19 protein-coding genes are annotated in these 23,485 nt (G+C 49.9%); 7 read left to right on the top strand and 12 right to left on the bottom strand.

Features of this window, described 5'->3' with window-relative positions; genetic code table 11:
• The 8 genes from LLG46_07500 to LLG46_07465 all read right to left on the bottom strand — a co-directional run bounded on the left by LLG46_07500 (position 1) and on the right by LLG46_07465 (position 10,127).
• Entirely contained in the window at positions 1-657 is a 657-nt protein-coding gene (locus LLG46_07500) for an N-acetyltransferase (GenBank protein ID MCE5323146.1), read from the bottom strand.
• 351 nt (positions 658-1,008) lie between these two features.
• The gene (locus LLG46_07495; GenBank protein ID MCE5323145.1) at positions 1,009-3,096 is read right to left on the bottom strand and encodes a polysaccharide biosynthesis tyrosine autokinase; all 2,088 of its coding nucleotides are present in this window, start codon (positions 3,094-3,096) and stop codon (positions 1,009-1,011) included.
• Between the two features lie 18 nt (positions 3,097-3,114).
• Positions 3,115-4,119, bottom strand: a complete 1,005-nt coding sequence (locus tag LLG46_07490) for a polysaccharide export protein (GenBank protein MCE5323144.1) — start codon at positions 4,117-4,119, stop codon at positions 3,115-3,117.
• A gap of 224 nt (positions 4,120-4,343) precedes the next feature.
• A complete protein-coding gene (gene smc / locus LLG46_07485) occupies positions 4,344-7,958 on the bottom strand; it encodes a chromosome segregation protein SMC (protein ID MCE5323143.1) in 3,615 nt (1,204 codons plus the stop codon).
• A gap of 8 nt (positions 7,959-7,966) precedes the next feature.
• Positions 7,967-8,116 carry a DUF86 domain-containing protein gene (locus LLG46_07480; GenBank protein ID MCE5323142.1) on the bottom strand — a complete coding sequence of 50 codons (150 nt, stop codon included), beginning with the start codon at positions 8,114-8,116 and terminating at the stop codon, positions 7,967-7,969.
• 27 nt (positions 8,117-8,143) lie between these two features.
• Positions 8,144-8,308 (bottom strand): hypothetical protein, encoded by a 165-nt coding sequence (locus tag LLG46_07475; protein MCE5323141.1) that lies wholly within the window; start codon positions 8,306-8,308, stop codon positions 8,144-8,146.
• A complete protein-coding gene (locus LLG46_07470) occupies positions 8,298-8,609 on the bottom strand; it encodes a nucleotidyltransferase family protein (GenBank protein MCE5323140.1) in 312 nt (103 codons plus the stop codon). Before LLG46_07470 ends, LLG46_07475 begins: the two co-directional genes overlap by 11 nt.
• A gap of 39 nt (positions 8,610-8,648) precedes the next feature.
• Positions 8,649-10,127, bottom strand: a complete 1,479-nt coding sequence (locus LLG46_07465) for an AAA family ATPase (protein MCE5323139.1) — start codon at positions 10,125-10,127, stop codon at positions 8,649-8,651.
• 604 nt (positions 10,128-10,731) lie between these two features.
• On the opposite strand from LLG46_07465, the gene LLG46_07460 reads away from it, so the two are divergent.
• From LLG46_07460 to LLG46_07450, 3 genes are read left to right on the top strand one after another with little or no spacing between them, the layout of a single operon-like run.
• A complete protein-coding gene (locus LLG46_07460) occupies positions 10,732-11,625 on the top strand; it encodes an ABC transporter ATP-binding protein (GenBank protein MCE5323138.1) in 894 nt (297 codons plus the stop codon).
• A complete protein-coding gene (locus LLG46_07455) occupies positions 11,625-12,449 on the top strand; it encodes an ABC transporter permease (protein MCE5323137.1) in 825 nt (274 codons plus the stop codon). Before LLG46_07460 ends, LLG46_07455 begins: the two co-directional genes overlap by 1 nt.
• A gap of 20 nt (positions 12,450-12,469) precedes the next feature.
• The gene (locus tag LLG46_07450; GenBank protein MCE5323136.1) at positions 12,470-12,982 is read left to right on the top strand and encodes a CsgG/HfaB family protein; all 513 of its coding nucleotides are present in this window, start codon (positions 12,470-12,472) and stop codon (positions 12,980-12,982) included.
• On the opposite strand, the gene LLG46_07445 is transcribed toward LLG46_07450, so the two are convergent.
• Entirely contained in the window at positions 12,972-14,618 is a 1,647-nt protein-coding gene (locus tag LLG46_07445; GenBank protein MCE5323135.1) for a glycosyltransferase family 39 protein, read from the bottom strand. The two genes, LLG46_07450 and LLG46_07445, sit on opposite strands and share 11 nt — an antisense overlap.
• Positions 14,619-14,620: 2 nt before the next feature.
• The gene (locus tag LLG46_07440) at positions 14,621-16,408 is read right to left on the bottom strand and encodes an ABC transporter ATP-binding protein/permease (GenBank protein ID MCE5323134.1); all 1,788 of its coding nucleotides are present in this window, start codon (positions 16,406-16,408) and stop codon (positions 14,621-14,623) included.
• 112 nt (positions 16,409-16,520) lie between these two features.
• Here LLG46_07440 and LLG46_07435 point away from each other — a divergent pair, with 112 nt between their 5' ends.
• The 4 genes from LLG46_07435 (at position 16,521) to LLG46_07420 (ending at position 20,149) form a co-directional block, all read left to right on the top strand.
• The gene (locus LLG46_07435) at positions 16,521-17,633 is read left to right on the top strand and encodes an alkaline phosphatase (GenBank protein MCE5323133.1); all 1,113 of its coding nucleotides are present in this window, start codon (positions 16,521-16,523) and stop codon (positions 17,631-17,633) included.
• Between the two features lie 95 nt (positions 17,634-17,728).
• On the top strand, positions 17,729-18,238 hold the full coding sequence (locus LLG46_07430; protein MCE5323132.1) for a DUF4446 family protein: 510 nt from the start codon (positions 17,729-17,731) through the stop codon (positions 18,236-18,238).
• A gap of 12 nt (positions 18,239-18,250) precedes the next feature.
• The gene (locus LLG46_07425) at positions 18,251-18,868 is read left to right on the top strand and encodes a sigma-70 family RNA polymerase sigma factor (GenBank protein MCE5323131.1); all 618 of its coding nucleotides are present in this window, start codon (positions 18,251-18,253) and stop codon (positions 18,866-18,868) included.
• Positions 18,869-19,141: 273 nt separating this feature from the next.
• On the top strand, positions 19,142-20,149 hold the full coding sequence (locus LLG46_07420) for a zf-HC2 domain-containing protein (protein MCE5323130.1): 1,008 nt from the start codon (positions 19,142-19,144) through the stop codon (positions 20,147-20,149).
• A gap of 74 nt (positions 20,150-20,223) precedes the next feature.
• Here LLG46_07420 and LLG46_07415 read toward each other — a convergent pair whose 3' ends face one another.
• Positions 20,224-22,182, bottom strand: a complete 1,959-nt coding sequence (locus LLG46_07415) for a glycoside hydrolase family 125 protein (GenBank protein ID MCE5323129.1) — start codon at positions 22,180-22,182, stop codon at positions 20,224-20,226.
• Positions 22,183-22,186: 4 nt separating this feature from the next.
• Positions 22,187-23,464 (bottom strand): DUF1015 domain-containing protein, encoded by a 1,278-nt coding sequence (locus LLG46_07410; GenBank protein ID MCE5323128.1) that lies wholly within the window; start codon positions 23,462-23,464, stop codon positions 22,187-22,189.
• Positions 23,465-23,485 lie beyond the last annotated feature (21 nt).

Genomic DNA, 23,485 nt, shown 5'->3' with positions numbered 1-23,485 from the left:
TCACCTCTGATCCTGTGGGGGTTCCATGGAGCCATTTAGAAGTATATCTTTATAAGGCTCATCTGTCAACCCGGACTGACATTTTAAGTCATGAATTGTGCAGATCACTCGACCGGGATTACCCACAACCACCGATCCTGCAGGAATATCTTTTGTGACAACTGCACCCGAACCGATAACCGAATGCGCACCTATGCGCACAAATGGAAGGATCGTCACGTTAACGCCGATCTCAACTCCTTCTTCGATGTGTGGACCATGCATGCACTGACCCGAAAACTCACAGCCGGGATGAATATCATTGGCTATCGTGACTCCTGGAGCCATAAAGGCATTGTCCTCAACCACAGTAAACTGCGCGATATAGCAGTTACAGTGAATTTTTACGTTATTTCCGATCTTGCATCCGTAGTCTATAGTGGTGCAGTTCCAGACATTGAAACCGTCACCGATATCGTTTTCTTCACGTATCGTGACATTGTGGCCTGTGGCAAGACGGTTTCCTATTGTGGTCCCACCGTAAATGACAGTACCGAAACGTATACACGCATCGTTACCTATGCGCAGTGTATGATCCTTGATCTTGCGACCTGTCAAATAGCCGAGCTTTACACCATCATCTATCTTTGCATCCTTGCCTAATATGATCTCAGGCATTCCCAGTCCTCCGTAATCCGCTTTACTTCCAACTCTTCTAATACCAATAATAATGACCGATGATTCCCAAACTGCTTGATGGAAATAGACATCCTCATAGATATATTCCACAAATGAATCATTTGCCTGACTTGCAGGATATCAACCAATGGATACAGTAGCCCGCATTCTTCACGGGGAGCGTGAAGAATGCTCTCAGAGCCTCAGGATTATACAGGAAGCGCATAATCCGGGCTAAACTGTCCCAATGGTGCACAGAACTAACGAACCCCTGCCGCATATCAGCAAGGGATCGTCCGGCATTGACTACATCAGCCTATTTGGGTAACATCCACACATTCTCAACACTTATCAAGATCGAATAGCTTTCCTGCCGGCGTGCAGCTTGGCAGTATCTATACCAACATATGATCGATTGTAATGGAAATATCCGCTGCTGTCTTCTCGCTTCACCTTATTGAGTACTGCTCCGAGCTCATGAACATCAACTGAAGCCAATCTCGACCTAAGCTCAGCTTCGCTGCCTCTTGGCACGCGGCCTGCTGAATGCACCACAATTGCATTTCCGACCTGAGCTGCAACAAGTATCGGATCAGGAAATGTAACGGCTGCAGGAGTGTCATATATGACGAAATCAGCCAATGATTTGACCTCATCGGAGAAGCTCTTCATTTCAGGCGAGCGCAGAAACTTCACTGGATTTTCGGGTACCGGTCCACTCGGAACCAGAAGAAGGCCCTGAACCCTTGTCGGTACCATAACTTCTTCCAACGAGGCAGTGCCACTCAACAAGTTTGTTAAGCCGACTTTATTATCTACCTCAAAGATCAAATGTTGAGTAGGCTTGCGTAAGTCAGTGTCTACTAACACTACTCGCGCACCCTCTCTCGCCAAAGCCACCGCCAAATTGGACGCTGTAACACTGCGCCCTGAATCCGGCTCCGCGCTTATTATCGCTATTGCATTGAAATCCAGACTCTGGCTTTCGACCCATAAGTTAGATGTGAGCATCTGATAAGATATGTCAACAATCTCAGGACACTGCTGTCTTGCCAGAGAGTGAGCCCTTGATGCAGGCACAGCCGCAAGCACCGGCATTCCCAGCAGTTTCTCAGCATCGCCTGGAGTCCTGATGCTGTTGTCCGTATAATGCAGAAGAAATGCCGCGCCAATCCCAAGGAGTGGACTCAGAAGAAGAGCTAATATAAGCTTGAGCGGTTTGCGCTGATTGACCGGTACCCAGTAAGCTGGATCAATTGTCTTCAAAGTTACTTCATTCTTTGACTGCTGTTCCTTGATCTTGGCCTCGTCCAGTTTGCTTCTCATAAGGCCATATGTATTGGTTGCTGCAGTCACGTCCGTCTCCAGTTCGGCATATTTTGCCTGCTGCTCTGGAAGCACGGACAGGTCGTCGTGTATTTGGTCAAGAACAACATTCATCGCCTGCACCTGAGCATTGGATCCGACATCATCGATTTTTGCATTGACCCAATTGCCCATAGTATTCACATAGACCTGACTCTTGCTTTTGGTCTGTGCGGCAATGTAATCCTGCTTGGTTTCTTTCATATTATCCGTGAGGTCATTGATCTGTTTTTTCAGACCTATCACCTCAGGATGCTTATCACCCCTTCTGGTGCGCATCTCCGCCAACTGTGTCTCCAGCTGGGCACGATTCTGAGCATACTGCTGCCATATAGGGTCACGTGATGTCTGTGTGTTTGAAATCTCGTATTCCGGCAGACCTTGTATCTCTTTGGTCACCTTCTCAAGACGTGCATTACTTACGCTGGCTTCCGCCTGCGCCCTGTTGAGATCCATTTTCGCCTGTGTGAGCCGCTGCACTGCAGCCTGACCCTGTTGGTCGATAGCGACTATGCCGTTTTCCTCTTTATACTTCCTGAGCGCGGTCTGTGCCTTGACCATAGCCTTGCGAGTCGTCTCCAACTGCGCCTCAATGAATTCCCGACTTTGTCTGACGGCTGAATTGTTTATATCTGCATAGACCCTCTTGAATTCGGCAGCAACCACATCAGCTGCTATCTTTGCTTCCTGCGGGTTTTCCATAGTCACTTCGATCGCAAGAATATTGGTATCCTTCACAGGCTGAACATTTGTTTTTGCAAGGATCTCCTCAGGTTTATAGGATAGGTTCAGATCCTGTAGGGTATCGGCTGCATTGGTCAAGACTCTCTGGCTGGTAGCGATGTTTCCAAGGTTGGAGAGTTTGAGCTGAACATCCATCATCATCTGCTGCTCAGCATAAATAGGTGTGCCTTCGCTGGACATCCCCGTAGACTCCATAACGGTAGTTCGCCCCATATAGAGCCGAGGTGTGAGCATATTATTGATAGCGACAGCACCCACACAGACTATCATGCCGAGGATAATCAGCCAACGCCTCCTGCGAATGATCCTATAATAACGCCAAAATTCCAAATTCGTATCCTCCCCGACCTAGAAGCCATTTCTGCGCAGATAGCTGAGGTTCACAAGCGAACTGATAAACGAAGCAATTTTACTCAGATCCGGAGTCTTTGTCTCAGGTACTACAACAATGTCGCCTGGCTGAAGTTGAATGTCCTGAGTGAGATCTCCCTTATCAAACAGACCAGTTAGGTTACATTCTACTCGCTCTGGTTTACTAGGGTCACCACGCACAACAACGGTTGAACGCAGCCTACCCCGATCAGTTGCTCCTCCGGCAAGACTGATCGCCGAAAGTACAGTTGTATTATCTTTCAGGTCATATATTCCAGGTTTCAGAACTTGCCCGAGCACATAGAATTTGTTCTGGTAATCCTCAGTGGGAATATAGATAGTGTCACCTTTTTGAAGTTCATAGTTCTGTGTGAGATCGCCTTGCGCCACCATTTTCTTCAGGTCGACCGGCATAGATATCCAATTGCCTGTTTCGGAGTCTTTTCTGGTGAGAGTAGCCTTCTCAAGCCATGCAGCGTCTATCACATAACTGCCTGCACCGGCAACAGCATCCATCACCCTGTCGCCCTCTTTGAACTGCACTTCACCGGGACGGTTCACAGCTCCCCATACACGCACTGTAGGCTTATGGATATTAATAAGGCTTATCTGAACCTTTGGGTCTATAAGGATTTCAAGTCCTACAAATTTTTCGGCAATTTGCTCTGTCAGTTTGTATTGTGTAAGACCTTTTGCCTGCATCTCGCCTATATATGGCACATTGATCTTGCCGTCCGGGGTAACTTGCATCTCCATGTTGGACAATTGTGGTTCTCCCCACACATCCATTCTCAGAATGTCTTCCTCGGCAATCTTGTAATCCGCAGGCACATCATCATTGGCAGGCTGCGCACTCGACTGACCTTGAACCTCAGTTGGGACACTCGGAATTTCAGCGGGCAATTGACCATCAGCCGCAAATGTAATTGACGCAAAGCTAAACAGCGCCAATACTATAAGCGCCGCATTAAGTCTACTCACGAATTGAACCCTCCTTGCATTTCGCCGCAGTATCAATTATCGCCGGTCTGGCTCGACATCTTTAGGTTAAAACCACACACAGACGCTTTGTATACGCGAACCCGACATCAGTTGTTCCCGTCGAGTCTAATTACCCAAAAACCGTAGAGCTATAACATTTTATCTGGAAATATGATAAATGGCTCACCAATTCTATTATACGAATTGATAAGGTTTGCGCAAGGTCAGTTCTTAGTAATGGCCAGAACACCGTTTGTCTCGGACGCTGGCATATCGCTGACCGGACCTTCGCTGGTGAGCTTCACAGATATCAGTTTGCTGATGCCCGGCTCCTGCATTGTGACTCCATAGAGGCTGTCGGCGGCTTCCATAGTGGCTCGGTTGTGTGTCACGACGATGAACTGCGAGTTGATCGAAAAATCTTTAAGCACCGATGCAAACTTCTCCACATTGCTCTCGTCAAGAGGCGCATCGACCTCGTCCATCAATACAAACGGGCTGGGTTTGCTCATCAATAGTGCGAAGACCAGAGCAGTAGCCGTCAATGCCCTCTCACCACCTGAAAGCAGCGCCATATCCTGAAGTTTCTTTCCGGGCGGTTGAACGATTATGTCGATGCCCGTCTCCAGCAAATCAGCCGGATCGGTAAGAGTGAGTTCGGTCTTGCCGCCGCCGAAGAGGCGCTTGAAAACAATGTCGAAGTTGCACTTGACCGTATTGAACGTGTCCATAAACAGGTCGCGTGTATTGACGTCGATCTCTTTTATGGCATCGAGTATCTGATCACGAGCGCTTTCAAGATCGGTGCGCTGTTCTGTGAGAAAGTCCCAACGCTCCTTGATCCGATCATACTCTGCAATCGCACCCGTATTGACCGGCCCCATATCCTTGATCTCGCGGCGCAGCCTTGCGACCTCACCTGCGGTGCCGCGCTCAATCTCGATCTCCTCCGGCCAATCCATTGCCTGCTCGAATGTGACCTCATACTCAGTAATCAACCGTTCAGTCGACTGCTGTATCTGAACCTCCAGGCGAGCCTCTTTGACATCAGCATCGTGTGTGTCGATTGCAAGCTGATTCCTGCGCGAGGTGGCTTCCCTGAAGCTGGTATCTATCTCGGTCGCCATGGCATTCTCCTGTGAGCGCTTTTCCAGCAGTTCGTTGAGAGAAGCATCCGCCGCAGCATATAGCTGTCTCTGGCGGTCGAGTTCGACCTGGGTATTGTCACAGTCAGCAGTCAAAGCAGTTACATCCACAGCAATTCCGTCTATCTGAGAGCGCCTTGCATCGAGCGAACCTGTCATCTCGCCTATATGCGCGTTGGCGTCGCGCAGAGAATTCCTAAGGGCGGAAGTACGCTCGGTCGCGCTCGCAAGTTCCACATTGAGACGCATCAACTCTTCACGCTCGGCTGCACGCTTGGCGGCAAGCTCCTCAATGTCCTGCTCAGCCCCGGCAACCTTCTGATCCAGATCGGTATTCTCCTTACCGGCTGCCTGAAGCTCGTCTTCCAAACGCTTGACCGACTCGGACTCGTCCTTGAGCAGCAGTTCGGCTTCATCCTTCTCGAGCGCGACCATATCGAGCCGGCGGTCTATCTGCTCGGCGTCTTTAGCGGCAAAATCTGCACGTTTCTGATGCTCTGCAAGTGCTATTCTGCTCTCTGAAACAGACTTCTCCCCGCCCTCGATCTTTCCCCGCAGACCCGATAACCTGATCTCACACTTCTTCTGATCGTTTTTAAGATTATCCTGTGTCTTTTCGAGAGACTTGATCTCGGACGTAAGTGAGTCTATCTCCTGCTTGCGAGCCAGAAGCTCGGGCCCTCTGTTCTTCTTTGCGCCGCCTGTAATCGCTCCACTCGGGACTATCAGCTCGCCGTCTATGGTGACTATCTTATTCCAGCCGTCGAGTTCGTGTGAAAGGGCAATGGCATCGTCTATATTTTTTGCGACCACAGTCCTCCCCAGCAGTGATCGTATGGCCGGATCATACTTGGCATCATAGCCGATCAGGTCGGCAGCAATCCCCAGAGCGCCGGAGCGCGGGTCCATCCTGCCATTGACTTGACGTCGGTGATCGCTCATATTATCCAGGGGCAGGAATGTTGCCCTGCCGACCCTGTTGTCCTTAAGGAACGCGATTGCCTGCTTTGCCTCGCCCACAGTATCAGTGATGACATCCTGCACACTGCTTCCCAGGGCTATCTCTATGGCAGTCTCGTAACCTTTGGGAACATTTATCACATCTGCAACAACTGCGAACTCACCCCGCAGCTTGCCTGCATTTCGAGCGGCCATAACAGACCGGACACCCTCAAAAAAGCCCTCATGCGACTCGGCCATCTCGCGTAGAGTGGCAAGCCGCGATGACCTGGCTGCGATATCACGTGATATATCCGAGAGCTTACGGCCAAACTCAGCAAGTTCTTTCTCAGCCTGCTTGCGTTCTTCCGTCAGACGCGAGATTTCAGATGCCGAGCCCTGCACACTTGCCTTCAGCTTTTCAACCTGAGATTCAGCCTTTTCGCCGAGTTTGATTGCATCCTGCTTCTGAGTATTCAGCGCATCTATCTCATCAGCGTATTTTTTTAGACCCAACTCGAGCTGAGCTACACGGTCCCTGGAGTTTTGCAGGGCATTGCGCTTTGCCGCCAACTGCTTGGCAAGCTCCAGATAGTTGGCCTTCTGGTCAGTCACCGCGCGGGTGATCTCTTCATAATGGCGGTCAAGGTTGGCAAGGGACGCGGCGCGTTCTTCTGAAGCTGACTTTGCACGGTGCTCAGTCTCAGCCGACACGCTCACTTCAAGCTCCAGCTTCTCTATCCGTTCACGCGCTTCTTCGATTTTTTGCTCCAGCGCAACTACATCCTCATCAGCCTGCTCGCGCGCTGAACCTGCCGATTTCAGCCTCTCCTCTACAAGGGCAAATTTGCCCTCCAGCCTCTGCACGTTTGCAGACAGACCCTGAGCAACTCGCCGAGAATTATCGACCTCTTCCTCAAGTTGTTTGACACTAGTGGACTGCTTTTCCTTTTCCCATTCCAAGTCGGCTATCTGCTTATCATAAGCCTCTATCTTTTCAGCAGCGCCCTCTTTTGACGAGCGCACATCTTCCAGGTTCTGAGTATACCGACGCAGGTCCCTGATCAGGATTCCGATCTCGATCTCACGGAGCCTGGCCTGCAACTCTTCAAATTTCTTGGCCTGCTCGGCCTGCTCGGCGAGCGGCTCCAGTTGACCACTGATCTCGGCCATGATGTCACGGACGCGGTTGAGATTAGCCTCAGTCTTTTCAAGCTTGCGCAGCGCCTCGGTGCGGCGATAGCGATATTTCTTGATACCGGCTGCTTCTTCCAAAAGCTCGCGGCGGTCCTCGCTTTTCGCCGAAAGCACGGCGTCTATCTCACCCTGAGTAATAAACGAATACGCCTCGCGGCCTATGCCCGTGTCCAGAAACAGTTCATATATGTCTTTGAGACGGCAGCGGGTCTTGTTGATGAAATACTCGGCATCACCAGACCTGTATGCGCGCCGGGTAACTGTGACCTCGTTGAAATTGAGAGGAAGTGTCCCGCAAGTATTATCGAGGGTAAGTGAGACCTCAGCCACACCTAAAGCCTTGCGCTTTTCAGTGCCGTTGAAGATTACATCGACAGCCTTCTGGCCACGAATATTGCGCACATTGGTCTCGCCGAGGACCCACAGCAGCGCATCGGCTATATTGCTCTTGCCGGAGCCGTTTGGTCCGACGATGGCCGTAATGCCGTGATCCATCTCGACAACGGTCTTCTCAGCAAAGGTCTTAAAGCCGAATAATTCTATTTTCTTTACAAACATAATCAGTCCTATTGTAAATTGGACGGAATGAGAGGTTCCAAAGCGTTAATCAGTTCAGGGATGTTTTTTTCAATAACTTCCCAAACTACAGACAAGACAATATCACCATAACCGTGGATAAGCCTGTTGCGCATACCGATAATCTGCCGCCAAGGCAGTTCAGGATGATCTTGTTGAAACTCATCCTAGACATGACCCGCTGCTTCTCCAATGATTTCAATAGCGCGAGTCACGGCATATTGGCACTGCACATCCTCACAAAAATCGTCGAAGCTCTTGCCGGATGTAAACTCCATGACCATACGCGCCTCATGTAGCATATCGTAAAGATATCCCTGGTCACGCTGCATACATTACCTCGGCACTATCCAGTATGGCACGTTTTCGTAATGGATTACTGCTCTTTTCGATCCCTTCACGGCAGACAATATCTACCTTACGGCCCACTATCTCAGCCAGCTCTTGCTCCATATCGACGAGATCAAAAAGACTGGTGTGCGAGTCCGGGAAAAACTTCACGAGCACATCCACGTCACTTTCAGGGCCGAAATCATCTCTGAGGACGGAGCCAAACAGCGCAAACTCTGAAATCCTCCACTTTTGACAGAAAGCAACAATTTTCACCATATCAAAACTGATGCGCGGACTCATAATCCACCCCCAGGAAAAATTCGACTCTTTGCTGCATCTCTACGACGCCCTTCGCGCCCTCTTCTCAGCCCACCCTCTCAGGAAGACAATCTGCTCGGCCATGGTAACTGATATCGGGACTGCTGACTGGATGTTATTAAGTATATCATCGCTCGTCACTTCTCGGCTATAGGCAAATGCATCAAAAAGCGCCGAAACCACAACTTGCTCTATCTCCGCACCACTGAAACCCTCCGATGCTGAGGCAAAGGCATCTATATCAAAGTTATCAGGATCGCGCTTGCGCTTGGAAAGGTGAATGCGAAATATCTCGGCGCGTTCGGTCGGGCTCGGCAGGTCTACAAAGAATATCTCATCGAACCTGCCCTTGCGTAATAGCTCGGGAGGAAGCTGGGTGATATCGTTTGCAGTCGCCACCACAAACACAGGCGCACTCTTCTCCTGCAGCCATGTGATGAATGTGCCGAATACACGTGAGGTCGTGCCAGCATCGGATAATGGCGAACTCTGCACTCCGGCGAAGCCTTTTTCCATCTCGTCCATCCACAACACTACCGGTGCCACTGACTCCGCGACCTGTATTGCACGTCTGACATTCTGTTCACTGGAGCCGACTATTCCACTGAATATCTTGCCCACATCCAGACGCAGTATCGGCAGGTTCCAAAGCGCACCAACAGCCTTTGCCGACAGGCTCTTTCCGCATCCCTGCACACCCAACAAAAGTATCCCCTTAGGTTCCGGCAGGCCGTAATCACGTGCTCTCTTGGTAAAAGACGCCCCGCGCTTAGTCAGCCAGTCCTTCAGGACACTCAACCCGCCGACGTCCGAGAACTTCTCGTTTGCAGGATAGTATTCCAGCAGGCCGCTCTTGCGCACTATCTGCTCTTTCTCCTTCAAGATCACGTCTATATCGAATGTGTGCTTCTCCACCAGACTCCGGGCAAACACATTTTCTGCCTCGGTCAGGGTCAGGCCCTGCGCAGCCTTGATTGTCTTTTCACGGTCATCGGGTTTGAGGTTTATGTTGACCTCAGCGCCGTCACGGCTCATCTTGTCTATTATCAGGTCCAGTAGTTCGCCGAGTTCGCCATAATCTGGCAGGCTGTAGTCTACCACGGTTATGTCCTTTTCAAGCTCAGGCGGCAGGCGAAGTATAGGCGAAAGAATAATGAGGCTCTTGCGGCTGCTCTTGAGGTTGGCGGCCATATCGCGCAGGCGGCGGATGATCACAGGATCGGATATCATCGAGTGCATGTCATTGAAAATAAACAGAGCATCCTCATCACACTTATCGGCAAACTCCAGGGCTGCGAGAAGTGTCGTAGCATGGCCGCCTGTTGACGGTGATGGACGGATTCCCTGGGTCAGACTCCAAGTGTATATCTTTTTGGATGGGCAGGCGATCCGGCGCAGAGCATCCTCCACCCGCCGCTCCTCCCACGAAACGACATATATGATAGGATAACGCGCTCGAATAAGTGTGCTTATCTCGGCGTCAATCTTGCTTGGCGGCATAGTCGGCCCCCTATAGGTAGCGAATGTAATTACGTCTTCGGGGAATTCGCCCGCGATTGCAAGGCTCATCAAAAGTATCAAAAGCGGCACTTTTTGTCAAATTGAAAGGCCCTTGACGCGATTGTCAGCTTGTCAAAAACATTAAGCACCAAACCATCGGTATTAATTACTAGCGGAGCCACAGCAGGATGTTCAGGCAGAACGTATAAATAGAATTACTGCAACGTTCAGTCTGCTTAATGAAGAGGACTCGGCTTTTCTTGAATATCAAGTTGCGGACTGGATATCATATACAAAAGGGCTACGTAGAACTATCTGAACAAATAGATAGCACAAATCGTGCACAGACATCTTATCGCACCTAAGCAATTTACACTAAGTAAATCGCACGCCTTGTTCTTCATATCTCTAGCCCAAATTATTCACGAGCAACATGAATAATGCTCTCGCAGACCCTGATTATGCGGCAAGCGCATAATCAGGGCTAATACAAGTTCAAGGTAGTATATTACTTAGAAATCCGTCATTTTCACGTTTACTATCACACCCACTTGCGTCTACAATGAACTAGTGCGCCAATCATATCAGACGTGTGGTAACAATAATGAGCAAACCATCTACAAGCGTAATCAATGATATTGGAACCTGTGAAAATCATATTGCGGCCCTTGAGATAGAGAATCTTACAAAAACATTTCGTAAGGACGCAGATAAATCAAAAAACGGCAAAGACAAGCCGCGCGGTCTGCGTCGATTGCTTCCGCGCGCGAAGACACTCAGCCGCGTAGTGGACTCGGTGAGCTTCACCGTAAAGCCGGGCGAGGTCTTCGGCGTGCTTGGGCCGAATGGCTCGGGCAAATCGACACTTATCAGGATCATCTCGACCCTGCTGCTGCCGGACGAGGGCAATGTGCAAGTGTTCGGCCATGATGTTATGAGTGAATCCGATACGGTGCGGCGGATGATCAGCCGTGTGTCAGCCGATGCGGCATTCTTTCGCAGGCTTTCGGCTATGGAAAATTTGATCCATACCGCAAGGCTCTATTCCATCCCAGTCAAGCTCGCATCCGAGAGGATCAAAGATATGCTTTCAAGGCTGGAAATGAACGGTGAGAAACTGGAAACCCCTATGCTGCACCTCTCACGGGGGATGCAGCAGAAAGTGGCGATCACCAGGGCATTTATCACATTGCCGAACCTGCTTCTGCTCGACGAGCCGACAACAGGACTCGACCCGAAGTCCAAACGTGAGGTGCAGAGGTTCGTCCATGAACTAAAAGACAGTGACGGATCGACCGTGCTGCTCACCACTCATGACATGGAAGAGGCAGAGGTGCTCTGCGACAGGATAGCCGTACTTAACAGCGGCAAGATTGTCGCCATAGGCACACCCGATGAGTTGAAAGAGCAGTATGGAGGACAAAGCGGCACGCTCGAATCGGTATTTTTTACGCTGGCAGGCAAGAGCATCGAGGAGATGGAGGAAGACCAGTCATGATGTCGATGGTAATGCGCCGGGGAGCCGCTGTATATGCGTTCGCCAACCGGCAGTTCATACTCACAAAACGATATATGTTTTGGGAGATAGTCTACGTGATATATTCCCTTGCCAATGTGCTTGCTATTGGATATATGGGTGAGGGAATACAGGGCATGACCGGCCCCGGCGTAGACACAAAACGTCTCATCCTCTATCTGCTGACAGGCTCGCTGCTGTGGGGATATCTGGCTGTGATATTCTGGGAGATATCCAACATCATCTCATGGGAGAGATGGGAAGGGACCATAGAGTATACGTTCATGGCGCCGGTCTCGCGTGCCACACATATATTCGGTGTCTGCACATACGCCGTCATATACAGCCTGCTCAGAACCATCATTATGCTTGCGATGGTGGCGGTCTTTTTCCATCTGGACCTGACCCGCGCAAACCTTTGGGGGGCTTTCGTGGTCCTTACCGTGGCGAACTTCTCATTCATAGGGTTGGGAACGGTGGTGGCGGTGCTGCCGCTTATCTCACCGGAGAAGGGAGCGCAGATGACCGGGATAGTCGAAGGTGTGCTGCTGCTGGTGTCGGGCGTGTATTATGACGTGAGCGTGCTGCCGGGCTGGATGCAGTCGGTGTCAAAACTCTCGCCTGCAACATACGCGCTCCAGGGTATGCGCAGCGCCCTGCTCAATGGAGACAGCGTGGCTCAACTCTGGAGCGTAATACTGCCCTTGATCGTAATAGGCGCAGTGCTGGTGCCGCTCGGGCTGTTTGTTTTCGGAAAGGCGGAGGTATATTGCAAGAAAACGGGTAAGCTGAAAAGAAGCGGATAACCAGCAGGGGGAATGATCATATGTATAAACTCGCAGCTTTCATATTCGCAATATCAGCTATATTTAGCGTATCGGCGCTGGCTGAGGACTATCCTATAGTCATTAGCCCAAAAACTGTCACCGAACTCACTAAAAAACTCAGCGACAAGATCACAGCCGACCAGACATGGTCGTCGCCAAAGACTGTGGCTATACTCGATTTTGAGCTTATACCTGAGAAGGACAACCAGAAGATAGATAAGGTAATAGCACGTGATTTGAGTGAAGACCTGTCGACATCCATGAGTGAGATAAAGAACGTCAAACTTGTCGAACGAGGTCAACTCAAGAAAGCCCTATCCAGCGCCAGGCTCGATCAGAGCGATATTATCGACCCAAAGACAGCTAAAGAGCTTGGGAAAATGGTCTCTGCCGATTACATCCTCTGCGGGAGCATATCCGACAGGGGAGTTTTTGCTGTAATTAATGCAAGAATGATAGATGCTCAGACAGGTGAGGTGAAATTTTCAGTATCGGTGGATTTTAATAAGTAGTGCCCTTTCGCTTGAACACTACCACATTATATGAAGACTTCAATGAGTAATTCAATAAATCGGCACCCCAGACATATTCAGTATCCTCGGGTGTTATATCAGCCACCCCGACAGGATCATAGTGATCGTAGACATATCGACTCGACCAGTCAAAAATCAGTCTGTCCGACTCAGCACTGGCAAGCCAAGAGGTAGGGATCTTCACCAACACAATGAATTTGGGCTTTGCTTCATCAATTTCCCCGATCATATCGCGCTGCATATCCGAAGCGTATTTCTGTTCCTCCATCAGACTGTAGGTATAGATATAGCTCGTGGCCGAATGCCTGCCTGAGTAAAAATATATCTCAGGCTCGGAACCGATGACTGCGATTGTGTCATTCTTGTCCGTGTGACGCTTTATATAGTCAGCAATCTTCACCGCTTCAGGAAATGGATTAATGGTATAGGTTTTACTGCATACCTGATCGGGACTCAGCGTAAAAAAAACATCTTTCTGACAATCCACAGTATACGCAAAAGCCGCAATAAATATTACTACCGGCAGCACGGATATGACCTTTGGAACCTTTGAAGTATAGAGCATTCTCCTGCATGAACTCACTGCAACTCCGGCAAGCAGGGATAGAGCAGGGATAAACTGTATGAAATAATGATTACGGAAATAAAAACCGGGGCATACTGTCAGAAACGCGCAAACCAAGAATAAGACTACAAACCCTGCCTTTGAACGCGCATTCCTATCCAACAGGAGAGCAATCAGACCAAATCCCGAGATGATCCAGAGCACACCTCCGGGTCCGATTGCTCTGGTAATCGCGCTCCAAAAGACACCTGGAGCCGCTGAGGAAGGAATTTGTGAAGAGTATTCGCGAGCGTAGGTAAATGTCCAAAACCAGAATTTGTCGAAAACCCCCGTGCACCATAGGATCAAGAAAGTAATGCCTACAGGCAGTATTATTCCAAGCAGCAATATCCCAAGATTTAATAATCGAATGCGCCTGTTTGCAGAGCCATTCTTTCTCCATGTAAAGAACAGGTAAACTACTGCAAACACGCAAAAGAAAACACCGGACTGTTTCATCAGGATCGCCAAGCCGAAGAGCAGCCCGCTCAAAAACAAATGGCTCCGCTTGCCCGAGTCTATAGCTTTAAGCAGCAGCAGCGTCCCACCTAATGCAGCCAAAACCACGAAATGAGTGGCATGACCCGCCTGACCAAGAAAAGAAGAACTTAGGGATAGAATCCCATATGTCGCTCCGGCAACTACCCCAGCCAGTTGACCAAAAAGCCGCCACCCAAGCAGAAACATCAGAATGATTGTTGCAGCATTGGCAAGCAAAAGACCCAGATGCACACCGGATATACTCTGGCCGAATATAGCCATAATTATTGCGTAAGCTGCATACGTGCCGGGGAATTTCATATTGCAGGCCAGTTTGTACGGAGCTATGCCCTGAAGCATCAATTGACCCATATACGCGTATTCGCCTTCGTCGCGTTCGAGTGGAGTCGCAAGCAGACGGATCCGTATTATCGCTATGAACAAAACAATCAGCGATATGGCTATCCAGCCCCAATATCTACCTGTCGGTGATTTGGATTTGTTTGACTTGTTTTTTTTAGCGCTGCCCATATCTAGCTCAGCTCCTCGTTAAGCCTGAACTGCATCGCATACATCTGTGAGTAGACGCCATCGTGATCCAAAAGCGATTTATGATCGCCAACCTCGGTCACACAGCCATGTTCGAGCGTGATTATCTGATCGGCGTGCTTGACTGTCGAAAGTCGGTGGGCAATGACGAATGTTGTGCGCCCCTCCATAAGACGGTCCATAGCTCGATGAATCAGATATTCACTCTCCGAATCGACTGAACTGGTCGCTTCGTCGAGTATTAGAATCCTGGGGTCGGCCAGAATAGCACGTGCGATGGCCAGTCTCTGTTTCTGACCGCCGGAGAGCTTGATCCCGCGCTCGCCGATTTCCGTGTCATATCCCTGAGGCATGACCTCAATAAACTCATGAGCATTGGCAGCCTTGGCCGCGTCGGCAATCTCCTCATTGGTCGCATCGAGCTTGCCGTAGCGGATGTTCTCGCGGACAGTGCCGTTGAACAAAAACGTATCCTGCAGCACCATCGCGACCTGGCGCCTGATGGAGGTCTGTTTGACACTTTTGACATCAATGCCGTCGATCAGCACACGGCCTGCGCTCGGGTCGTAAAAACGCGGGATGAGGTTCACGATACTCGTCTTGCCCGCACCGCTCCTGCCGACCAGCGCCACGATCTGACCCGGCTCGGCCTTGATGCATATATCCTTGAGCACGTACTCGCCGTCTTCGTATCTGAAATCGACATGGTCAAACTCCACCCGACCCTCTATTCGCGGCATATCAATAGAGTCATCTGGATCGGCAATTGCAGGCTCCTCGTCTATCACCTCGAATATGCGCTCGGCAGCTGCAAGAGACCGCTGTATGGTGTCGTTGATCCTGGCGAGATTGCCCACAGGCTGGTAGAGCATGCTCAGGTAAAACGTGAAGATGACCATCGAACCGAGTGTCAGACCGCCGTGCATTACCATGAGTGCGCCGACTATCCATATTCCAAGGTTGCCGAACTGAATGAGCAGGTCCACGCTTGGAAAGAAACTCGTCCACATCCGCACGGCCTTCACACGCTGATCGTAATAGGAATTAACATCCGCCGTGAAGTTGTCATATTCATAATCCTCGCGCGCAAAGGCCTTGACTACCCGCACACCGCCTATCCTCTCCTGCACATTCGCGCTTATCTCCGCCAGTCTCTCACGAACTGCTCGATAGGTACCCCTGATTCGGCGCGCAAACCTGTATGCTAGAAAGAAAAGCACCGGGACCGGCAGCAGCGCGACCACCGCCAGTCGGCTCGACAGATAAAACATCACCGCACACATAGCCAGCAGTCGGAAGATATCCGAGACCAGAGTGTCGGCGGCATGGTTTACGAACTCTTCGACCATCTGCGTATCATTTGTGACACGGGACATAATCTCGCCGGTCTGCCGGGAGTCGAAATATGAAACCGAGAGCATCTGCAGCCGCGCAAACATCTGTTTTCGCAAGTCACGGATGATCTTTTCACCCAAAACGTGCATTACATAGCCGCGCGTAAACGATAACATCGCGCTGCTGATGTAAATTATCAATAGAGCCGCGACAGAAAAAATCAACAGACGAATTCGTCCGCCAAAAGGTTGACCGGTTGCCATGATGACCCGATCGGTGATAAGCTTTCCATAGATGAGCGGGGGAATCAGGCCGATCAGCCCAATGCCTATGTTCGAGACAATGCCTATCGTTACAGGACCTTTATATGGCTTTAGATAACCTAAAAGCCGGCCGAATGCGGCACGTTTGTCTTTGGGTTTGTTTCGTTCGTCCATGACTTTTGTATCCTACCATGCCGCAAGGCGAATGGCAAGATAATCTTGAGCCCTTGGGGTCGCGATCGCTTTGTGCTCCGCCATCGAAGAGCATATCACTCTGGAGGTAGTAATGCACCGCACAAAGACCGCATTCAGCGGCAGACTACTGTTGGTAGTCATCCTCGCACTCTTTTCTCTCTCATGCTACGCAGCAGATACGCCAAAGAACATCGTTTTTCTCATCGGCGACGGGATGGGAATAGGCATCATTACAGCGGCACGCTGCGCAGGACCGGGTCAGGATGGTCAACTTGCCATGGACACCATGCCAGTCATCGGACTCATCAAAACTCACTCAGCAAATGCGCTGGTCACAGATTCAGCGGCAGCCGCAACAGCTTATGCCACGGGAGTCAAGACCAACAACGGTGAGCTTTCCATAGATCCGGCTGGCAAAAGACTCAGAACAATACTTGAAGCCGCACATGATACGGGTAAGGCTACCGGAATTGTAAGCACCAAATTCATCACCGATGCCACTCCGGCTGCTTTCGTATCACATGTGACCAGCCGCGGCCAGCGAACCGATATAGCTGTTCAGATGCTCAGCTCTGGAGCTGATGTTATTATGGGCGGAGGACGCAAAGACTTTACACTTAAAACAGACACCAGTGATGGCAGAACTGATGGGCGCGACTTGATGGCTGAAGCAGCAAAAAGTGGATTTCAAGTCATAACCACCAGAGACGAATTGTTGGGCATCTCTTCAGGAAAGGTGCTTGGGCTGTTCGTGCCGGATATCATGACGGCATTTAGCCCGGAACCGACTTTTCGCGAGATGACGACTTGCGCCATTGATTGCCTTGACAACAACAAAAAGGGCTTTTTCCTGATGAGCGAGGGCGGCACGATTGACTCGTTTGAGCATGCTAATAATGCAACTGATGCCGTCAAACAGACACTGGAATTCGATAATACCGTGCAAATGGCGCTGGATTATGCGCGCACGCATAAAGATACTCTGGTTGTTGTGACTGCAGACCATGAGACCGGCGGAATGGGCGTGCTTAACCCTGACGGCGATCATCCCAAGTTTATGGCAGGTTGGGTTTACGGCGGGCATACCGCAAATATGGTCCCGATATTTGCATACGGACCCGGATCGCAATACTTCGCCGGAGTCCATGACAACACTGAAATTCCAAAGATTTTTTCAAAGCTGTGGAGCTGTAAACTGAACTGATGGGAAGACTGAAGTGGAAAGCTGCATACTCCGGCTTTCCACTTTTTTCGGCTATCTGTGCTATAATTTAGAAAATAACTAATGTGGGGGACACGATGCACGTTATCGTGGGGTTTGTAAAGGAATATAACGCCTATCTGTCAATAGGCTTACTGGTTTTCAGCTTGATTTTGTTTGGCTATATGATTGTCTTGTCTTCGCGGACATCCAGGTTGGCTAAGCGCAAAAGCGTTACGCTCTCCGGCGCCAACGCAGAGGAATTGGCAGAGGCTATATCGGAACAATCTGCCTTGATCTATGATCTGCGAAACAAAATGGATGAGGTGCACGTCAGGCAGATGGAACTCGGCCAGGCCATTGAAAAGTGCATTCAAAATACCAACATTATCAGGTTCAATGCGTTTGAAGATGTGGGTGGAGAACAGAGCTTCGCGCTCTCTTTGCTGGATGCAAACAACACCGGAATAATCATAAGCAGTCTGTATGGACGCCAAGACTCGCGGTTGTATGTTAAGAGTGTTACGAACGGCGAAGGTGAACGCGCATTATCCGAAGAGGAACAACGAGCAATCGGTGTTCGTCCAAAAAAGACCACGGTTGCTTGATGAGGTTGTGGAGTGCTCTTTAACACGTCCGGAACCAAAAAGAGTGTAAGCCGCACGGAAGAGCAGGCTCTGATCAGCCGCTGCAAGAACGGCGACATCAATGCATTCGATGAGCTTGTTACTCACTTCCAAAAGCGCGTCTATAATTTCGCTTACGGTATTGCCGGCAACTATGACGACGCCAACGATATCGCACAGGAAGCCTTCGTTCGAGTCTTCAACTCGATCTCAACATTTCGCGGCGACGCCAATTTCACCACTTGGATCTACCGCATCGTCACCAATGTCTACCTCGATGAACGCAAAAAAGCTAAAAACCATCGCCAGGTGTCGCTCGACGAAATAATCGAACTCGACGAAACATCCGTTTCCCGACAGATAGAGGATGAAAGCCCCTTGCCGGATGAAATAGCCGAATCCAAGGAACGCAACAAAGCTGTGCGCGCAGCGATTGACTCATTGCCCGATTACCAGCGGATAATAATGACGCTTTATCACCTTCATGACCGCAGTTATGAAGAGATTGCAGATATTTTGCACTTGCCGATCGGGACGGTCAAATCCAGGCTCAACCGTGCCAGAGGCGCACTCAAAGAAATATTGGAATCCAAGCCGGAACTTTTCGGATAGTTATTAAGTCTAGAAACTGTAGATAGCAAAGCGCGTAGGCGTGTTGTTTGATCTGGGAGTGTCATCCCTGCAGATTTTGTCGATCGAGGGCTGATAATGATCATGAGCAAGCCTTAGCGGATAGGAGTGCGCATTTGCGTACATATATTTTTGCGCAGGAGAGTACGCATTTATTTTTGCGCAGGAGAGTACGCATTTGGGCATGCACGCATGCAAATTTGGGAAGTATTGCATAGTTGCCAGGAGATATTTACTGATCGGAGCAAGCTGGTTATGAAATGCACTAAAGCCCAGGAACTTTTTTCGGCATACATGGAAAATACCATGGACCCACCGCTGCGGGTGGTTTTTGAGCAGCATCTTGCACAGTGCCCCAAGTGCAAAGCGAATTATGAGAAATTCCATGCATCAATTGTAATGTTGGAAGAACTTCCTGCAGTCGAAGTCCCGCATGGCTTCCATGCAGCCGTTATGGCACGAGTGGAACGTGAGAGAATGCGCACCCCATCACCTGTAAGATGGTGGAAGTTGGATTGGCAGAGAGCCCTCACAATTCGAGTGCCGGTCCGTGCAGCGGCCATGGGTTTCGCCGCACTGCTTTTAATGGTGATGGTCTTCAGACTTACACCTGCCACCACCGTAGTGGCGGATTGGCTGGGTGTTCCGAGGGCCGTTAATCATACTGTTGGAGACGGAAGTGATGGGCCGAAAATAAGCCAGGCCAAAGCCGGCTATCATGTGGCTCAGTCAGGAATATCGATAAGCGTCAAGCCTGATGATAGCGGCACATATCAACTCGGCCTTACCGCTAAGCAAGAGCGGCCAATATATTTTTGTATGTATATGATGCCGGATGATGTTTCGGATGCAGATGCAGCCATTAGTACATGGCAGACAGGATACGTCAGGCAGGACGAGTGCTCCACCACTCGCATCGGCGTGGACGAATCGATAGGCGCTCGGGTTGTGAAAGTTGGATGGAGCTATAACCATCACGACTATAATGAGTATGTGTTTCTGCCATCACACTTTGACCAAAACGCTTCTGCGAAAAGCTTGGAGCTGTCGATTGACAATATGAGCATCTATGATGCCCTAAAACTGATATCGAGAAGTTATGGCATAGTGATTATGGCAAGCGGTGATCTGAACAAAAAGATCAACTACACAGGCGTGAATGACGGTGCGCCGGAAGATGCGCTATACAGAAGCGTCATTCAGGCTAAGATGACTTGGCAGGCGGTGGACTCTTCTATCTATCTTGTAGAACCTGGAGATTGAGTAAACCGAACAATCAGTTGCTAAAACGAGGCTGTCTCAAAAGAGGCAGCCTCATTTATTTGCGCTTAGCGCAATCACATCCTGGCCTTTTTGGTATCGTGACGCGTCTCGGGAGGAGGATGATATAAAGCCTCACTGGGACGACGTTTCTGCTCCATCAGCGACGTCTGCGGACTCGTCGCCTTGAGGGCTGTGCGCAGTCCGAATGCCAGGTAACCTGCACAACTTGCGTTCGCCATTCCACTGAGAGCATGACCAGTCTTGGGATCTGCCACGCTGCATGCTATCTCATCATCAAGTGTGGTGCGCCTCAAAAAATCAAGCCCCTCACTCTCACGACCCGACAACAAGTCCATAACCACACCGACAATAGATGGACCTAGACCATTACGTGCCAGTTGAGCTTCAAACGTATTGCCCTTACCTGAGAGTGTATTGTGCTCTGAGTGAATCCATTTCACAGTATTTTTGTATATCTGGTCGCCTTGGGAACAAAAACCCAGATAGCTGAGCAATTGCAAACTCCCCGTCGCATCATCGTCAAGCAGATAATTGCCCTTCAGATCAATTTCGCTGGCATACATCTTCCCATACGGGCCATCCACAATGAAATTTGCCTGTATTGCCGCTTTGATACTCATTGCAAGGAGCTTTGCTTCTTCTGCCCGGTCAATGTCTCGAATCAGGTTATAAATGTGGCTGATATCCAACAGAGAACGCCACACAAGCACATTGGAAAAACAGACATATGGATACTCTGAAGCATCACCCGAAGGCAAAAGCAGAGTCTCAAAAAGCGCCGCCTCCGTGTGCCTCTGTGCAGCAAGAATCTGTTGAATGGTATTCACGCCCGCCTGCACACGTCTGTCAAAAAGGATCGACATATCGGAGGTTACTTCCACATACATAGCGAGCGCACGAATGGGTGAACACAACTGGTCCAGTTGAAGCCCCGGCTCCAGGACTATTCCGTCGATAAACCGAGAATGTGCCCCCACGTTGGAAAGCTGTGTTGTAAAAGCATAAATCAGCATATTGCGGGCGCGAGGCCAGTCGATCTGCAATACAGCGGGCAGCGACCAGCGCATGGCATCGCGGTCCCGATACGATGCGCACGTGTCGTTTCTGCTGCTGCGCGAGGTCATCAGGATCAACTCTTCAGTATCCAGCGTTATAGCCTGTGAATAGAAGTAGTTATAGAACGAGTTGACGTTCATCATGCGCCGGAAATATGGATCATTACACTCAATGACATGCTTGTCGAGCCATGCCATAAGCCTGGGCAGCATCCGGTCCCATCTCTGTACTTTCATCTCTTCCGCCGAAGCGATTGCAGATACCTCTTCCAGTCCCACACCTATATAGACCGGAATATCCAAGGATTGGCCCGGTTTTAGCTTATAATCGTCCATCAGATCATAGCACACCGGCACACCTGCTGCTGCAGTCAGACTTTCGCCGGTCCATTGTGTGATCTGCTTGTGCTTTTCTAGGTCGCTAATCACTGCCGGGACACAATTCCCAGAAACAAAAGCCATCGCAAATAATGGCGTGTGCCCTCGATACTCAACTATCGGCACTCCGGGTTTCCACGAGCTGATATTGGCATATTTCGTACCCGACATCAGCTTCGAGAGGTTGGCCGTGTGATAACTCGACTTCCAACACCCTTTCCATCCAGCCCTTACATCTAAATCAGCGCCGGATGTGTTTTGCAGTGTGAGCACGCATACAAAACCTCTGCGCTCGAGCGGCGCGAATATCACCGATGAAGCTTTCAAACGGGGAGAAGATACTTCGAACCTGGGTATCCAGAACGACGACAAATCATGCTGTATGTTCTCTTCAAAGAGGTCTTCGCCATCAAGTTCGATCACGGGTTTGAGAAGGGGAACTTCTTCGGAGCCGTGAAGTTCGATGGACGCTCTGTATGCCCGCAGCATGAAACCGATGCACCCTACGCCACCGTTTGTGGTGTGAATCTCAGGTATGGAAATATACTCGTTGCCAGTGCTCAGTCGGCTGATAGTCATCTCGCTAGTCCATCTTTCGCAGCACAAGACCGCTTAGCAGTTTGGGATAAAAATAGGTCGCTTTCTGGGGCATCTTCTCACCCGCGGACGCGATATCCAGTACGGCCCTGACATCTATGTTATTCAGCAGAAATGCCATCTGCTTTCGACCGGAATCGACCATGTCTATAGCCTCATCGGCATCGCGTGTATAGACGATGTGTGTCTGGTCTCGCAGCTTGTCTTTGTCGATCCCGAGCATGCGCTCAAGCACGAGTTTGTGAAGCACGTTCAACTCAAGGTTTCGGCTCGCATCACTGCCCTCAAGCAGTGTTCCAGTATTGCCTTTGAGTTTTATGGTAACTGCCCTGCCTGGTCGATATATACCAATGGCTCCACGGCTGCTCATATCATCTATTAACCGGGATTTCGTCGACTCCTCGACATCGAAAAGCTCAGTGAGCCGATTATCCAAGCCTGTGAGAAAATCATCAGACAGATTATCGACCACTCTGTGTGTCGGAAAAATGGTCATGTCCTTTTGATAGACGTTTGCGATGGTCATCAGAACATAATCAGAGGCGAGCTCACACTTTCCAGCGCAGCAGCAACTGCCTTTGCGCGATTCTTTTGAATAAGCCAGAGCAGTCTCATATCGGTGGTGTCCATCGGCTATCGCAATCGGTTGATCCTTTATAAAATCCGCGACTTTGCGTATCTCAGTCGGATCGGACATCACCCAAAGCAGGTGGCGGACTCCATCGATATCGCGCACATCTTCGTCAGGCTCACTGCTCATTACGGACTTCATCATATCATCCAGCAGACCATGCTCATCGGCATAAAGACCATAGACACTGTCAAGGTTCGTGCGTGTTGTACTCAACAATGGGACCAGATGACTCTTGGGCTTTGCAAGCGTGTTTTCGTGAGGTAGGATCACACCGTCCTCATAATCGTGCAGTTTTACGGCCAGAGTGAGCCCGCATACTGTGCAAAGCCTGCCGCCACGCTCAAATTCCTGTTTATATATATAGATCGACGGCTCATTATCCTGAACCAGGACACCTTTTTCGAGCCAATCTTCGAGATAGCTTCGGGCACGAATGAACCGGTTATCCACATCGTTGTCGGTGTTGTGATCCTCACCAAGGATCAGGCGCACGAAATTATATGGATCAAGATTGAGATATCGCTGTTTTTCCTCGGGTGAAATGACATCATAAGGAGGACAGGTGACTTTGTTCAGGTCTACTGATTTCTTGTTATAACGAATTCCTTTGAATGGTGATATTTCCGCCAATGGCAAGCTCCATTTTCCGCA

This window comes from bacterium (assembly GCA_021371935.1).
In the GTDB taxonomy this organism is placed as follows: domain Bacteria; phylum Armatimonadota; class UBA5829; order UBA5829; family UBA5829; genus UBA5829.
Note: the sequence above shows the minus strand (reverse complement) of the source record. Positions and strands in the feature narration are given on the sequence as shown.

Excerpts from the sequence above, each read along its gene's own strand:
- LLG46_07500 (MCE5323146.1), bottom strand. The coding sequence starts at position 657 with ATGCCTGAGATCATATTAGGCAAGGATGCAAAGATAGATGATGGTGTA.
- smc (MCE5323143.1), bottom strand. The coding sequence starts at position 7,958 with ATGTTTGTAAAGAAAATAGAATTATTCGGCTTTAAGACCTTTGCTGAG.
- LLG46_07475 (MCE5323141.1), bottom strand. The coding sequence starts at position 8,308 with ATGCAGCGTGACCAGGGATATCTTTACGATATGCTACATGAGGCGCGT.
- LLG46_07470 (MCE5323140.1), bottom strand. The coding sequence starts at position 8,609 with ATGAGTCCGCGCATCAGTTTTGATATGGTGAAAATTGTTGCTTTCTGT.
- LLG46_07465 (MCE5323139.1), bottom strand. The coding sequence starts at position 10,127 with ATGCCGCCAAGCAAGATTGACGCCGAGATAAGCACACTTATTCGAGCG.
- LLG46_07460 (MCE5323138.1), top strand. The coding sequence starts at position 10,732 with ATGAGCAAACCATCTACAAGCGTAATCAATGATATTGGAACCTGTGAA.
- LLG46_07455 (MCE5323137.1), top strand. The coding sequence starts at position 11,625 with ATGTCGATGGTAATGCGCCGGGGAGCCGCTGTATATGCGTTCGCCAAC.
- LLG46_07450 (MCE5323136.1), top strand. The coding sequence starts at position 12,470 with ATGTATAAACTCGCAGCTTTCATATTCGCAATATCAGCTATATTTAGC.
- LLG46_07445 (MCE5323135.1), bottom strand. The coding sequence starts at position 14,618 with ATGGGCAGCGCTAAAAAAAACAAGTCAAACAAATCCAAATCACCGACA.
- LLG46_07440 (MCE5323134.1), bottom strand. The coding sequence starts at position 16,408 with ATGGACGAACGAAACAAACCCAAAGACAAACGTGCCGCATTCGGCCGG.
- LLG46_07435 (MCE5323133.1), top strand. The coding sequence starts at position 16,521 with ATGCACCGCACAAAGACCGCATTCAGCGGCAGACTACTGTTGGTAGTC.
- LLG46_07430 (MCE5323132.1), top strand. The coding sequence starts at position 17,729 with ATGCACGTTATCGTGGGGTTTGTAAAGGAATATAACGCCTATCTGTCA.
- LLG46_07420 (MCE5323130.1), top strand. The coding sequence starts at position 19,142 with ATGAAATGCACTAAAGCCCAGGAACTTTTTTCGGCATACATGGAAAAT.
- LLG46_07415 (MCE5323129.1), bottom strand. The coding sequence starts at position 22,182 with ATGACTATCAGCCGACTGAGCACTGGCAACGAGTATATTTCCATACCT.